Genomic DNA, 13,810 nt, shown 5'->3' on the forward strand with positions numbered 1-13,810 from the left:
GCTTCAAACGACCTCGCCCACGGATATTTTCAGTTTCGCCCGCTCCTCGACACGGTCGATGCGGCCGTCCCGAATCCAGACCACCCGGTCGGAAACATTCAACATTTTGATGTCGTGAGTGGCGGAAATGATGGTGACCTTGCGCTCGGTGGAGAGCTGCTTCAACAGGGAGATGATTTCCTCCCCCGTGGTGAGATCCAGGTTTCCGGTGGGCTCGTCCGCCAGAATAATGGCCGGATCATTGGCCAGAGCCCTTGCCACGGCCACGCGCTGCTGCTGCCCGCCCGAGAGCTCCGAGGGCTTGTGGTGGTAGCGTTCCGCCAGCCCCACAAGCCTCAAGAGCTCCATTCCCTTCTCCAGGTATTCATCCCGACTCATTCCCGCGAAAATCATGGGCAGCGTCACATTCTCGATGGCCGTCATGACCTGGATGAGGTTGAAGGTCTGGAAGATGTACCCGATCTTCCGGCAGCGGAGCCATGCCAGCTCATAGGCATCGAGCTGGGCCACGTCCACTTCGTCGATGAAGACCCGCCCCGTGGTGGGCTTGTCCAGGGCGCCGATCATGTTGAAAAGAGTGGACTTCCCGGATCCCGACGGACCCATGATGGAAAGATATTCCCCCGCCTTGATGGCGAAGTCGATCCCTTTGAGCGCCTCCACCTGGAGGCCTCCCATCTTGAAGACCTTCGTCACTTCCGAAAGTCGCACCACGTTATGCACAATTTCCCGATCCATGCTGCAACCTCCGGGAAGTTATACTGTAAACGGTTGAAATCTGCACTTTCGTAGGAGCGGCTTCCAGCCGCGACTCTCTTGGGAGTCGGCTGTTTTGTCGCGGCTGGAAGCCGCTCCTACAGGGCCGTCAAAAAGTCACGATCTCATCCGTGCAGAGTATAAGAGAGCCCGATGTCTGGAGCACCTGAGAAGAAGTCTTTTGACGGCCTCTATTGCTCCGTGCGCAGGGCCACTGCCGGCTGCATGCGCGCAGCCACGAGGGCCGGATAAATGACTCCCAGCAGCGAGAGGGATGCCGCCATGAACAGGCCCCAGCCCAGGGTCAGGAGCATTCCCGTGAAGGGCCACCATCGAAAGGCAGGCCAGCCGACCTTCCAGGCAATGGAGACCGTGGAGACGACTATTCCCACAACACTTCCCGAAAGCCCCCCCAGAAGCCCCTGGTAAAACGCTTCGACCAGAAAAATCCGCACGACAAAGCTGTTCAAGGCCCCAAGGCATTTGAAGGTCCCAATCTCTCGGAACCTTTCGGTGACGGCCATGAGCTGCGCGTTGACGATGCCCACGACACAGACGATCAGGGACAGGATCGCCAGCCAGGTGTCCTTGGGGCTGGTGCCGAACCGGCCGTCGACTGCCTCGTAGCCGCCGGCGAGAATCCGTTCCTGAAGCGACAGATCCGCATGAGTCCAAATGGCGTTCAAGAGCTCGTAACCGGACCGGATATAAGCCACAAAAGCGATGGCAAGAGTGAGTGTCAGAGTGGTGATGAGCGATCGAAAGAACCTGACCTTGATGGAATTGAAGGAGATCTTCAAAACCTGCTTCCAGGGAAGAACAACTTGTCTTTGAACAGATTTCGGCACCGGCGTTCACCCATAAAAGTCAAATGAGCAAAGGAAGAACCGTCCGCCCGCTGTGGTGCTCTACAGCGGTCATACCCCGTACGGGGCGCTTCGGAATCCAGTGAAAAGTGAATCAGGCCAACAGTGCGAGTATTTTCAATCAGGCAAGAACAACTCAGATATTAATGATTGCGCTGCAATTTTTCAAGGGAAACGGGATGTGCATTTCCCCTTCTCGAAAAACGCCTCTATCCAACGGGCTGTGTTTGCCTTTCCTTGAAGGTCGATCCCTGTCGGAGCGGTTATTCCTCCGCCGTCCAGTTCTTCGGCGATGCATCCAGACAGTGTGGAAACATCCAGGGAAGGGAGGATCCTGAGGCGCCCTAACCCTGCCAGCTTCCCGGCGCGTAGAGCCTGCTCGCGGTTTTGTGGAAAAGGGTGGACCAGGGCGCGAATTCCCGTGCTGAGAATATCCATGCAGGTATTGTATCCCGCCATGCTGATGGAAAGGTCGGCCTCGGCCAGCTCCTGCAGAAAGTCCAGGGAAAAGGGGAACAACTGGACCCGGGAATCTTCCGCTGCCAGAGCCGAGAGAAGCTCCCGGTCCGCCTCCTCCATAAACGGACCGGTAAAAACTCTTAGCTGGAGATTTACCGACGTCAGCTTCTGAACCGCCTGGATGGTGGCTGCCAGGAGATCCCTTCCCACTTTGCCGCCGCCACTGCTCGCCACGATGATTTTTTCCGCTCCGGATTTTCTCCGCTGCGGTTCCGAATCCCTCACGACAAATCCGGTATACCGGACCGGTATGCGGATCTCATGGATCCGTTCAAAGCTTTCTTCCAGGGGAATCAGGTGCGGGTCGGAATGGACCAGCAGCAGGTCGTAATAGCGGTTCAACAGCGCGAGCACTCCCTGTTCGTAAGCCGCCTGATCCTTTTTCTCCACCAGGATGTCCCGCAGGCTGCAAACTACCTTGGTGCGCCGTTTCTCCTGCTGGATTTTCTCCAACAGGGGCTCCAGTTCAAAACGAAATTGCTTCCGTCCAAAGGGGAAAAGCTCCGTGAGGAGGACATGGGGAGCAAAATCCCGGAAAGCCTCCATGAGCATCCGCCGTCGCGTGAGCTTGGTTTCTTGGAGGGTGCCCTCCTGAATTTCCAGGGCTTTGAAGTCCGCATCCATCATGATGGACGGGAGGATGAACCGCCTGACATGGGCAGGGGGAACAAATCCCGGCAACGGGTCTCCCCCCTCCACGAACAGGATTTCATGCCGATCCAGCGCCCTGGCGATTTCCATGCTTCTGAAAAAATGTCCGATTCCCAAAACGTGTTGGCTGTAAAGCATGATTCTCATCGAAGGCATTTCTCCCGGATTGTTGTCAGGGGGGCCGGTTCTTCCCGATGGGAAAATCCTCCCAGCCTAAAGATCGTACTTTACCACCACTTCCGAAACATCTGAATGAAATTGATCCGGTGGCTTCCCACTCCGGAGAAGGCACGCCTCCAAAATGTTACAGAAAGGAAAGGTACATGTTTACATTATTGTGAACCTTTTCTCTTCGCCGTCCCACCTTCATCGAGAGATGTACATACGATAAAACCATTGATTACGGAATCTTGGCGTCCATTGCCCCTCCTCTTTCAATGCCTGGCATGCTCCCTGCTCAATAAAGCGGTCAACTGAAGTGAATGAAACTGAAAAGGAGAAGCACCATGAGAAAGATCGCAATCTACGGCAAAGGCGGGATCGGCAAGTCCACGACGACTCAGAATACAGTGGCGGGGCTGGCGGAAATGGGGCGGAAGGTCATGGTGGTGGGGTGCGACCCCAAAGCCGATTCGACCCGCCTGCTCCTGGGGGGGCTCTCCCAGAACACGGTGCTCGATACTTTGCGTGCCGAAGGCGAGGATGTGGAGCTCGACGACATTCGGAAAATCGGGTTCGCCGGCACCATCTGCGTGGAATCGGGAGGCCCCGAGCCGGGAGTCGGCTGTGCCGGACGCGGGATCATCACCTCCATCAACCTGCTGGAGCAGCTGGGAGCGTACGCAGAAAGTGAGAGCCTGGATTACGTGTTCTACGACGTTCTGGGGGATGTGGTGTGCGGTGGGTTCGCCATGCCCATCCGCGAGGGCAAGGCCCAGGAGATCTACATCGTCGTCTCGGGTGAAATGATGGCCATGTACGCCGCTAATAACATCTGCAAGGGGATTGTCAAGTTTGCTGAAGCGGGTGGTGTGCGGTTGGGGGGAATCATCTGCAACAGCCGCAACGTGGACAACGAACAGGAAATGATCGAGGCCTTCGCTAAGAAGCTGGGCACCCAAATGATCCATTTCGTGCCGCGGGAAAATATGGTTCAGCGAGCGGAAATCAACCGGAAGACCGTTATCTCCTTCGACCCGGCGCACGCCCAGGCCGATGAATATCGGACCCTGGCCAAAAAGGTGGAAGACAATACCATGCACGTCATCCCCAAGCCCATGCACACGGACGAACTGGAGAAGCTGCTCATCGAATACGGCCTGGCCGGATGAAGCCTTCAGGACATTAACGCAAGCCCAGCAAGAAGGAGCACCCCATGTTGATGATCAGATCCATCGTAAGACCTGAAAAGGTGGACAACGTCCTTGCCGCTCTCATGGAGGCGGGATTTCCGGCCGTCACCAAGATGTCCGTGGTCGGCCGGGGCAAGCAGAGAGGAATCAAGATCGGTGAGGTCACCTATGACGAGATTCCCAAGGAGCTGCTGCTGACCGTGGTGAAGGAATCAGACAAGGAATTTGTCGTCAAGACCGTCATGAAGGCCGCCAGGACAGGGGAGAAAGGGGCCTTCGGGGACGGCAAGATATTCATCACGCCCGTCGAAGAGGTCTACACCATCAGCTCCGGGATCAAGGAAAGAACGGGAGCGGAACCCGAAGAGGTGAAGATATGAAAGAAGTCATGGCCATCGTGCGGTTGAACATGATGAACCAGACCAAGCGGGCCCTTTCAGACGCGGGCATCTCTTCCATGACCGCCAAGGACGTTCTGGGGCGCGGCAAGGGACTGGTGGACACAAAGCTGCTGGAGGGCGCCGAAAAGGGCTACGAAGAAGCCATCGCCCAGTTGGGGCAGAGTCAGCGTCTCATTCCCAAGAGGCTGATCCTTGTGGTGGTGCCCGACAGGCTGGTTCCCAGGGTGGTGAAAACCATCATCAAGGTCAATCAGACCGGGAAATCCGGTGACGGAAAGATTTTTGTCATGCCGGCAAACAACTCCTACAGCGTGAGGACGGGCGAGGGCGGCGACAGCGTGCTGGACGAGGTTTGAAACGGTTGATTGGACATGAGGAGAAATACGATGTCCTCCATATGTGAAGAGAAATTGAATCTCGAAGAGGAAACTGAAGGAGTCGATCCAGAGGTGCTTAAGAAGGAGCTTCTGGAAAAATACCCTACCAAGGTGGCGCGCAAACGGGCCAAGCAGATTGTCGTCAACAAGCTCGCCTCCTGCAGTGAAGGCCTGGAAATCGGTGCCAATGTGCGAACGACCCCGGGGATTATCACTCAAAGGGGCTGCACGTATGCCGGCTGCAAAGGGGTCATCCTGGGGCCGACCCGCGACATCGTCAATATCACCCACGGTCCCATCGGGTGCGGTTTTTACAGCTGGCTGACTCGCAGGAATCAGACCCGGCCCCCGACGGAAAACGATGAGAACTTCATGACCTATTGCTTCTCCACGGACATGCAGGACAAAGACATCGTTTTCGGAGGGGAAAAGAAGCTCAAGGCAGCCATTCAGGAAGCCTACGATCTCTTCAAGCCCAAGGCCATCAGCATCTTCTCCACGTGCCCCGTGGGGCTCATCGGAGACGATGTCCACGCAGTGGCGCGGGAGATGCGCGAGGCCCTGGGCATCAACGTCTTCGGCTTCAGCTGCGAGGGCTACAAGGGAGTGAGCCAGTCCGCGGGCCACCACATCGCCAACAACGGGATATTCACCCACGTGGTGGGGCTCGATGACTCCGTGAAGGAAGGAAAGTACAAGATCAATCTCCTGGGAGAATACAACATCGGAGGGGATGCCTTTGAAATCGATCGAGTTCTCGAGAAATGCGGCATCACTGTGGTCTCCACCTTCAGCGGAAATTCGACGTACGATCAGTTCGCCAATGCCCACACGGCGGACCTCAACACCGTCATGTGCCATCGTTCCATTAATTATGTCGCCGAAATGATGGAGGAAAAATTCGGAATTCCCTGGATCAAGATCAACTTCATCGGGGCTGAAGCTACGGCGAAATCCCTCCGGAAGATCGCGCACTATTTTCAGGATCAGGAGCTCAGCGACCGGGTGGAAGCCGTCATCGCTGAAGAGATGCCGGAGATCCTGAAGGTCCGAGAGGAAGTCCGCCCGCGGTGCCAGGGCAAGACAGCCATGCTCTTTGTGGGAGGCTCCCGCGCCCATCATTACCAGGAGCTCTTCAAAGAGATGGGAATGAAGACGATTTCCGCCGGGTATGAATTTGCACACAGGGACGACTATGAAGGCCGAAAAGTGTTGCCCACCATCAAAGTCGATGCGGATAGCCGTAATATTGAGGAGCTTGAAGTCACACCGGATCCCGAACGATTCCGCCCGAGGAAGAGTCCGGAGGAACTGGAGCGGCTTGCTCAGGAAGGGTTTGAATTCAAGGATTATGAGGGAATGATGCGGGACATGGACAACCAGGCCCTCGTGATCGACGACATCAGCCAGTACGAGACGGAGAAGCTCCTGGAAATCTATAAACCTTCCATCTTCTGTGCGGGCATCAAGGAAAAATACGTCGTACAGAAGCAGGGAATCCCCCTGAAGCAGCTTCACAGCTACGATTACGGCGGACCTTATGCGGGATTCAAGGGCGCCGTAAATTTCTACCAAGAAATCGATCGCATGGTGAACAGCAAGGTGTGGAACAGCCTCAAGGCCCCCTGGCAGAAGTCCCCCGAGCTCTCCGCAAAATATGCGTGTGATTGAACATTATGAGGAAGGATAAGGCCCATGCTGCTCCGACATACCCCCAAAGAAGTTAAAGAACGCAGCGCTTTGACCATCAATCCGGCCAAGACCTGTCAGCCCATCGGTGCCATGTATGCATCTCTCGGGATTCACGGTTGTCTTCCCCACAGCCATGGCTCCCAGGGATGCTGCGCCTACCATCGCAGCACCCTGACACGGCATTACAAGGAACCGGTCATGGCCGCCACAAGCTCCTTCACGGAGGGCTCGTCCGTCTTCGGTGGCCAGGCAAACCTGGTGCAGGCCATCGACAATATTTTTACGGTCTACCAGCCCGAAGTCATCGCGGTCCATACCACCTGCCTTTCGGAAACCATCGGGGACGACATTCCCCAGATTGCGCGGAAGGCGGAGGCCGACGGCAAGATTCCCAGGGGGAAATACGTCATCCATGCCAACACCCCCAGCTATGTGGGCTCGCATGTGACGGGCTTTGCAAATATGACCAAAGCTATGGTGGACTACTTTGCAGCCTCGACGGGCAAAAAGGAAGACCGGATCAATATCATTCCCGGCTACGTAGAGCCCGCCGATATGGAGGAGATCAAGCGCATGGCCGGGAGGCTCGGCATACAGACGATCCTTTTTCCCGACACGTCCAACGTGCTGAACCGTCCTCAAACGGGCAAGTTCGAGATGTATCCGCGTGGGGGAGTCACCGTCGACGCTCTGATGGGCACGGGCGACAGCAAAGCCACTGTGGCGCTCGGTCCCATGGCGTCCGGTCCGGCGGCCCGGGCCCTCGACACCAAATGCAAGGTGCCGTGCGAAATCCTGGATCTGCCCATCGGACTCAGCGCCACGGACCGGTTTGTGGATGCCCTGCGCAAGCTGGGCGGAGTGCACGTTCCGGACTCCATCAACCTGGAAAGAGGGCAGCTCCTCGACATCATCACGGACATGCATCAGTACTTCTACGGCAAAAAAGTGGCCCTCGTGGGAGACCCCGACCAGCTGGTCTCCCTCGTGGAATTCCTGGTTTCCATCGATATGATGCCGGTTTACGTGGTGACAGGGACGCCGGGGAAGAAGTTTGAATCCAGGATCCGGGAGCTCACGAGAGAGGTGCCCCACGAGGTCAAGGTCCGTGCCGAGGGGGACATGTTCCTCCTGCACCAGTGGATCAAGAACGAACCGGTGGACCTCATGATGGGAAACACCTACCTCAAATACATTTCACGTGATGAGGACATCCCCTTCGTGCGCTTCGGGTTTCCCATCCTCGACCGCATCGGCCACGCCTACTTCCCCACCGTTGGCTACAGGGGCGGGATGCGGCTCCTGGAAAAGATCCTGGATGCGCTCCTGGATCGCCAGGATCGGGATGCCCCCGAAGAGCGATTCGAATTGGTCATGTAGGGAGGACACAAGCCATGCAGAAGCCGGATCATCATATTTTTGTCTGTGCCAGCTTCAGGGGCACGGAAGCCAAGGGAAAATGCATCAAGAAGGAATCCATGGGGCTGGTCCCGTACCTGGAGGAGGAGCTTGCCGATCGGGGCATCAACGCCATGGTGACCACCACGGGATGTTTGAAGCTCTGTGAAGAAGGCCCCGTCGTCATCGTCTACCCCCAGGGGCACTGGTACAGGGGGGTCGCGGGCGAAGAGGCTGTGGACGCCATTTTGGATGCCCTCGAGGCAGGAGAGGCAGCAACTGAATATCTCCTGTGTTGATGGCTCGGCTGTGGCACGGTCAGGGAGACGTGCCACAACCGGGTGCTTACGGGATGAATGCCGCAACGGGCGGTGGAAAAGAGGAAAGCCATGAATACCGACCACTCCGTCATCTTTCAGGAACGCAAAGACCAGATCCATCGCAAGGGAGAGGAGCCTTTCGAGATCTCCTGCAACAAGGAAAGCCTGGCAGGAGCCGTCAGCCAGAGGGCTTGCGTCTTTTGCGGCTCCCGCGTGGTGCTCTATCCCATAGCCGATGCGCTGCACCTGGTTCACGGTCCCATCGGATGCGCCGCCTATACCTGGGACATCCGTGGAGCCCTCTCCTCGGGGCCGGAGCTGCACCGCTTGAGCTTTTCCACCGATCTGCAGGAAAAGGATGTCATCTTCGGCGGGGAGGAAAAGCTCACCAGGGCCCTCGTGGAGCTCATCGACCGCCACTCCCCCAACGCCGCCTTTGTCTATTCCACCTGCATCGTGGGAATCATCGGAGACGACCTCGAATCCGTGTGCAAGCGGGTGAGCGGTGAAAAGGGAATCCCTGTCATTCCTGTGCAGTCGGAAGGATTCAAGGGGAACAAGCGTGAAGGCTACCATGCCGCCTGCAATGCCATGTTCCGGCTCATCGGGACGGGGGATACGACGGGCATCTCCCCCCTCAGCGTCAATATCCTGGGGGATTTCAACCTGGCGGGTGAAATCTGGATCATCCAGGAGTACTACCGGCGCATGGGGATTGAAACGGTAGCCAACGTCACGGGAGACGGCAGGGTCGACGACCTTCGCCGCGCTCATGGAGCGGCCCTCAACGTGGTGCAGTGCTCGGGAGCGACCATGGACCTGGCCAAAATGATGCAGGAAGCCTTCGGTATCCCCTTCCAGAGGGTGTCTTACTTTGGCGTGGAAGACATGGCCGAATCCCTTTACGCTGTGGCGCGCTTCTTCGGCGACAGGGACCCGGGAATAATGGCCCGCACCCAAGCCCTGGTGAAGGAAGAGCTTTCGATCCTCTATCCGCAGCTGCAGAAGTACCGTAAAGCCCTCTCGGGGAAGAAAGCGGCCATCTATGTGGGCGGAGCGTTCAAGGCATTTTCCCTGGTCAAGGCCTTTCGCCTCCTGGGCATGCAGGTGGTGCTGGTCGGCTCCCAGACAGGCACGGAAGAGGACTACCAGGAGCTCCATGAAATCACCGACGACGGAACCATCATCGTGGACGATTCCAATCCCCTCGAGCTTTCCTCGTTTCTAAAAGAAAAGGATGTGGACGTCTTCGTGGGGGGCGTCAAGGAACGGCCCATCGCCTACAAGCTGGGAGTGGGATTCTGCGATCACAACCACGAGCGCAAGGAGCCCCTGGAAGGTTTCATCGGGATGCTCAACTTCGCCAAAGAAATCCACGCATCCGTCGTGAGTCCCGTATGGCGCTTCGTGCCCCGGAAGACAGCTGGAAGGAGAGGCTAAACCCATGAAAAAATCACCTGCACCCTACGTATCCACCACCAACGCCTGCAAGCTGTGCAAACCCATGGGCGCCTGCCTCGCTTTTCGCGGCATCGAAGGAACCGTTCCCTTCCTGCACGGCTCCCAGGGCTGCGCCACCTACATGCGGCGCTACATCATCAGCCACTACCGGGAGCCCATGGACATCGCTTCTTCATCCCTCGGCGAAAAGCATGCGGTCTACGGCGGGGAAGCCAATCTCAAACAGGGACTTCAGAACGTCATGGCCAAGTATGGGGCCGGGCTCATCGGTATCGCCACTACCTGCCTGACGGAAACCATCGGGGACGATGTCCCCATGATCGTGAGAGCTTTCCGTAAGGAAATGGGGGAAGCCGTGCGCAGTGAAGCGATTCCTTCCCTGGTCAATGTGGCTACTCCCAGCTATTCGGGGACACACATGGAGGGTTTTCAGGCCGCAGTCAGAGCGGTGGCGGACCAACTGGCGGACCTCCGCGAGAGGACGGAAGCGGTCAATCTGATGCCGGGCTTCGTTTCTCCGGCGGACCTCCGCTACCTGAAGGAAATTCTCCAGGACTTCGGCCTGAAAGGGATCATTCTCCCGGACCTTTCCGAGACCCTGGACGGACCTGCCGCCCAGGACTACGAAAAGATCCCGCCGGGAGGGACACCCATTCAGCAGATACGGAACATGGGAGGCTCTAGAGCGACGGTGGAATTGGGAAGAACCCTGAGCAAGTCTGCCACTGCGGGGAAGCTGGTGGAGGAGCGCTTCGGAGTGCCTCTCCATGGTGTCGGTATGCCCATCGGACTGCGCGAAACCGATGGATTCTTCCAAATTCTGGAAGAGATCCGGGGCGTCCCAACCCCTGAAAAACATCGTGCGGAACGAGGGAGGCTCATCGATGCCTACGTGGACGGCCACAAGTACGTCAGCGAAAAGCGGGCGGTGGTCTACGGCGAAGAAGACCTGGTGGTGGGTTTGACGGCGTTCCTGGTGGAAATCGGCATCCAGCCGGTCCTCTGCGCATCGGGAGGACGCAGCGGCCACTTCAGAGAGGCCATCGAGGAAGTGACACGGGACATTCTTCCTTTGACTCCCCTGGTGCGGGAAGGAGTGGACTTCTACGAGCTCGCTGAGGAGGCGGAGACCCTCTCGCCGGAGCTCCTGGTGGGGCACAGCAAGGGGTATCACCTGGCAAAGCGATGGAATATCCCCCTCGTACGCGTAGGGTTTCCCATTCACGACCGCTTCGGAGGTCAGCGCATTCTGCACCTGGGCTACAGGGGAGCGCAGCACCTGCTGGATCGCATCGTGAATGCGCTCATCGAGAAGAAACAGGCGGATTCGCCTGTGGGGTATGGATACATCTAGCGGCGCCGTGGCCTGCAACATAGAAATGAGGACAAAGACCATGTTAACCCAGCTGAATCTCGATCGACACCCCTGCTTCAATGCCGATGTCAAGGGAGCATGCGGCCGAATCCATCTGCCCGTGGCCCCGCAGTGCAATATCAAATGCAACTACTGCAATCGGAAGTACGACTGCGTCAATGAAAGCCGTCCGGGAGTAACGAGCGCCGTGCTTTCCCCCGTCCAGGCACTCCGATACATGGAAAGCGTCCTGGAAAAGGAGCCGCGCATCACGGTGGCCGGCATCGCCGGGCCGGGCGATCCTTTCACCAACGCCTTCGAGATGCTGGAAACCGTCCGCCTCATCCGGGAAAAGTATCCCGAAATGCTGCTCTGCCTGGCCAGCAACGGGCTGAACCTGGCGCCCCATGTGGATGAACTGGCTCAAATCGGCGTTTCCCATGTCACCCTGACCGTCAATGCCGTGGACCCTGAAATCGGTCGGAAAATCTACAGCTGGGTGCGGGATGGGAAAGTGATTTACCGTGGGCTGCAGGCCGCCGAGCTCCTCCTGGAGCGCCAATTGGAAGCCATAGAGGCCCTCAAAGCGAAGGGCATCGTTGTCAAGATCAACACCATCGTGATCCCGGGAGTGAATGACGATCACATCGAGGATGTGGCGAGAAAGATGGCGGAGCTCGGGGTGGACTTGCTCAACTGCATGCCCATGTTTCCCAACGCAGACACACCCTTCGAGTCCGTCCCGGAGCCCAGTCGGGAACAGATGACGGCAATTCGCAAAAAGGCGGAAGAGCACCTGCCCCAGATGCGCCACTGTACCCGTTGCCGTGCTGATGCCGTGGGGCTTCTGGATGACGACAAGACCAGCGAGTTTCGCAGCTGCCTTTCCACCTGTGCGACATCGCTGCCCTCATCGGACGAAAGGCCTTATGTCGCCGTGGGCACCATGGAAGGTCTGCTGGTCAATCAGCACCTGGGGGAAGCCTCCCGTTTTCACATCTGGAAGAAAACGCCCGAAGGCTTCATGAAGGTCGGCGAAAGGAGCGCTCCGCCGACGGGAGGCGGTCCCAAAAGGTGGGAGGAACTGGCAAGGACCCTGATGGACTGCCGTGCCGTCCTGGTGAGCGGGATCGGTGAATTCCCCAGAAAAATCCTGACACAGGCAGGTATCCTGCCGGTGGAAATGAGCGGATTCATAGAAATGGGGCTGGAAGCAGTCTTCAGCGGCGGCAACCTCCAGGGGCTCAAGGCCCGCAGAAATGGCTGCACCCAGGGGAAGGGTTGCCAGGGAGATGGTGCGGGCTGTTAAGGCACCAGGCAAGAATTGGGCATGCTCTTCGACTATCCGTTCGTGATTCCCGAAAGATTTACCAATACCCCCCCCTCAATCCCCCTTTGCCAAAGGGGAGAGTTTCCCTTTTTCCTTCTGGCAAAAGAGGGGGAGTTGCGCTTTCCCCCCTTTGGCAAAGGGGGGCAGGGGGGATTTTACAGTGGAGCTCAGCTCTATATTCCAGCAGACTCGGAACCGGATCTCATTTTTTCTTCTGCTCTTCGCCGGCCTGCAGCAATTTTTCGATCGAGTCGCTGAAGCCCTTTAGACTTCTGTCCTTGAGAAGCTTGCCGTTTATAAAGACAGCCGGCGTGCCGCGCACTTCCGCATTACGGCCATCCTGCATGTCCTGCCTCACCTTCATTTGGAGCTCAGGGGCCTTCAGATCGGCGTTGAAATGGGTCAGATCGAGCTTCAGCTCAGTCGCAATTTCCGTGAATTTCTGTTCGCTCAACTCCTTTTGATTTTCAAAAAGCTTATCGTGATAAGGCCAGAATTTATCCTGCTTTTGGGCTGCCAGGGACGCAATTGCTGCAGGGGCTGCCATGCGGTGCATTTCCAGTGGAAAGTTCTTGAAAACAACTTTCACCTTGCCTGGATACTTCTCGAGTACCTGCTTTAGAACAGGCACCAGTGCCGCACAATAGGGGCATTGAAAATCAGTGAAGACTACGATCTCGATGGGTGCATCAGGGGCACCTTCTACAGGCGCGCCCTGTGTATCGATCTGTTTGAGAAACTCCAGTTCGAGCGCCTGGAGCGTTCCTTCGCTCCGGTTGCCGAGATAGATCTTGTCCCCAACGGTTGAGCAAGTGATGCTGTCAAAACTCCCCCCTATTTCAAGGGTGTCTTCCAATTTTCCATCCGGCGAGTAGATGAGAACATCGCCTTTCGCGGTCAGAACAAATGTCCACCGCCCATCCAGAGTGACAGCGATGTCCTTGAATCCGCTTGTCATCTTCATGTCAGGCAGTGCCTGCCATGCTACCTTGCCCATGGCGGTGCTCGCAAAAAGGGCTAGAGCACTGAATACCAGTACCGGTAGGATAAAGACGCGTTTTGCCATCTGGTTCTCCTTGTTTGATGGTTGAAGGTGCGTGAAAAGGTGTAGTCAAAGCATAAAACTTTCGATTTGATAGCTCTCTCTTTCTTGTAGGAGTGGCATCCTGCTGCGATAGTGAGTCAGTCGCGGAATCGGAAAGACTCATTGCCTCTTTGTACCAGAAGATCGGGCAACTGGAGGTGGAAAGAGAGTGGTTGAAAAAAAATCTTTACAGCTCGGTGGCAAATATAAGGGGTCCGCTTTGTCGCTCGAGATAGTGAACGCTCATGC

General features: G+C 56.9%; 13 protein-coding genes. 9 read left to right on the plus strand and 4 right to left on the minus strand.

All coding sequences use genetic code 11. The features are described 5' to 3' along the window. Positions 1-3: 3 nt before the first annotated feature. From MWC30_RS04730 to MWC30_RS04740, 3 genes are all read right to left on the minus strand, one after another. Complete coding sequence (locus tag MWC30_RS04730; RefSeq protein ID WP_244083005.1) at positions 4-738, minus strand: ABC transporter ATP-binding protein; 735 nt, start codon at positions 736-738, stop codon at positions 4-6. Between the two features lie 209 nt (positions 739-947). Further along, positions 948-1,556 (minus strand): ABC transporter permease, encoded by a 609-nt coding sequence (locus MWC30_RS04735; protein WP_244083006.1) that lies wholly within the window; start codon positions 1,554-1,556, stop codon positions 948-950. 231 nt (positions 1,557-1,787) lie between these two features. Beyond that, positions 1,788-2,939, minus strand: coding sequence for a glycosyltransferase family protein (locus tag MWC30_RS04740; RefSeq protein ID WP_244083007.1), 1,152 nt, complete (start codon positions 2,937-2,939; stop codon positions 1,788-1,790). A gap of 359 nt (positions 2,940-3,298) precedes the next feature. On the opposite strand from MWC30_RS04740, the gene nifH reads away from it, so the two are divergent. The 9 genes from nifH (at position 3,299) to MWC30_RS04785 (ending at position 12,456) form a co-directional block, all read left to right on the plus strand. After that, complete coding sequence (nifH, locus tag MWC30_RS04745) at positions 3,299-4,123, plus strand: nitrogenase iron protein (protein ID WP_244083008.1); 825 nt, start codon at positions 3,299-3,301, stop codon at positions 4,121-4,123. A 44-nt stretch (positions 4,124-4,167) separates the two neighbouring features. After that, positions 4,168-4,524, plus strand: coding sequence for a P-II family nitrogen regulator (locus MWC30_RS04750; protein ID WP_244083009.1), 357 nt, complete (start codon positions 4,168-4,170; stop codon positions 4,522-4,524). Then, a complete protein-coding gene (locus MWC30_RS04755) occupies positions 4,521-4,901 on the plus strand; it encodes a P-II family nitrogen regulator (protein ID WP_244083010.1) in 381 nt (126 codons plus the stop codon). Before MWC30_RS04750 ends, MWC30_RS04755 begins: the two co-directional genes overlap by 4 nt. Before the next feature lie 30 nt (positions 4,902-4,931). Continuing rightward, the gene (gene nifD, locus MWC30_RS04760) at positions 4,932-6,593 is read left to right on the plus strand and encodes a nitrogenase molybdenum-iron protein alpha chain (protein WP_244083011.1); all 1,662 of its coding nucleotides are present in this window, start codon (positions 4,932-4,934) and stop codon (positions 6,591-6,593) included. 24 nt (positions 6,594-6,617) lie between these two features. Continuing rightward, entirely contained in the window at positions 6,618-7,994 is a 1,377-nt protein-coding gene (locus MWC30_RS04765; protein WP_244083012.1) for a nitrogenase component 1, read from the plus strand. Positions 7,995-8,008: 14 nt separating this feature from the next. Next, complete coding sequence (locus MWC30_RS04770; RefSeq protein ID WP_244083013.1) at positions 8,009-8,311, plus strand: ferredoxin; 303 nt, start codon at positions 8,009-8,011, stop codon at positions 8,309-8,311. A gap of 90 nt (positions 8,312-8,401) precedes the next feature. Continuing rightward, on the plus strand, positions 8,402-9,772 hold the full coding sequence (nifE, locus tag MWC30_RS04775) for a nitrogenase iron-molybdenum cofactor biosynthesis protein NifE (RefSeq protein ID WP_244083014.1): 1,371 nt from the start codon (positions 8,402-8,404) through the stop codon (positions 9,770-9,772). 4 nt (positions 9,773-9,776) lie between these two features. Next, positions 9,777-11,147: a nitrogenase component 1 gene (locus tag MWC30_RS04780; protein WP_244083015.1), complete on the plus strand. Its 1,371-nt coding sequence runs from the start codon at positions 9,777-9,779 to the stop codon at positions 11,145-11,147. Between the two features lie 40 nt (positions 11,148-11,187). After that, complete coding sequence (locus MWC30_RS04785) at positions 11,188-12,456, plus strand: radical SAM protein (RefSeq protein ID WP_244083016.1); 1,269 nt, start codon at positions 11,188-11,190, stop codon at positions 12,454-12,456. Between the two features lie 223 nt (positions 12,457-12,679). On the opposite strand, the gene MWC30_RS04790 is transcribed toward MWC30_RS04785, so the two are convergent. Beyond that, entirely contained in the window at positions 12,680-13,543 is an 864-nt protein-coding gene (locus MWC30_RS04790) for a thioredoxin domain-containing protein (RefSeq protein ID WP_244083017.1), read from the minus strand. Positions 13,544-13,810 lie beyond the last annotated feature (267 nt).

It is taken from the genome of Desulforhabdus sp. TSK (assembly GCF_022836495.1).
Classification (GTDB): Bacteria; Desulfobacterota; Syntrophobacteria; order Syntrophobacterales; family Syntrophobacteraceae; genus Desulforhabdus.

Excerpts from the sequence above, each read along its gene's own strand:
- MWC30_RS04740 (WP_244083007.1), bottom strand. The coding sequence starts at position 2,939 with ATGAGAATCATGCTTTACAGCCAACACGTTTTGGGAATCGGACATTTT.
- MWC30_RS04770 (WP_244083013.1), top strand. The coding sequence starts at position 8,009 with ATGCAGAAGCCGGATCATCATATTTTTGTCTGTGCCAGCTTCAGGGGC.
- nifD (WP_244083011.1), top strand. The coding sequence starts at position 4,932 with ATGTCCTCCATATGTGAAGAGAAATTGAATCTCGAAGAGGAAACTGAA.
- nifH (WP_244083008.1), top strand. The coding sequence starts at position 3,299 with ATGAGAAAGATCGCAATCTACGGCAAAGGCGGGATCGGCAAGTCCACG.
- MWC30_RS04755 (WP_244083010.1), top strand. The coding sequence starts at position 4,521 with ATGAAAGAAGTCATGGCCATCGTGCGGTTGAACATGATGAACCAGACC.
- nifE (WP_244083014.1), top strand. The coding sequence starts at position 8,402 with ATGAATACCGACCACTCCGTCATCTTTCAGGAACGCAAAGACCAGATC.
- MWC30_RS04790 (WP_244083017.1), bottom strand. The coding sequence starts at position 13,543 with ATGGCAAAACGCGTCTTTATCCTACCGGTACTGGTATTCAGTGCTCTA.
- MWC30_RS04780 (WP_244083015.1), top strand. The coding sequence starts at position 9,777 with ATGAAAAAATCACCTGCACCCTACGTATCCACCACCAACGCCTGCAAG.
- MWC30_RS04730 (WP_244083005.1), bottom strand. The coding sequence starts at position 738 with ATGGATCGGGAAATTGTGCATAACGTGGTGCGACTTTCGGAAGTGACG.
- MWC30_RS04765 (WP_244083012.1), top strand. The coding sequence starts at position 6,618 with ATGCTGCTCCGACATACCCCCAAAGAAGTTAAAGAACGCAGCGCTTTG.
- MWC30_RS04785 (WP_244083016.1), top strand. The coding sequence starts at position 11,188 with ATGTTAACCCAGCTGAATCTCGATCGACACCCCTGCTTCAATGCCGAT.
- MWC30_RS04750 (WP_244083009.1), top strand. The coding sequence starts at position 4,168 with ATGTTGATGATCAGATCCATCGTAAGACCTGAAAAGGTGGACAACGTC.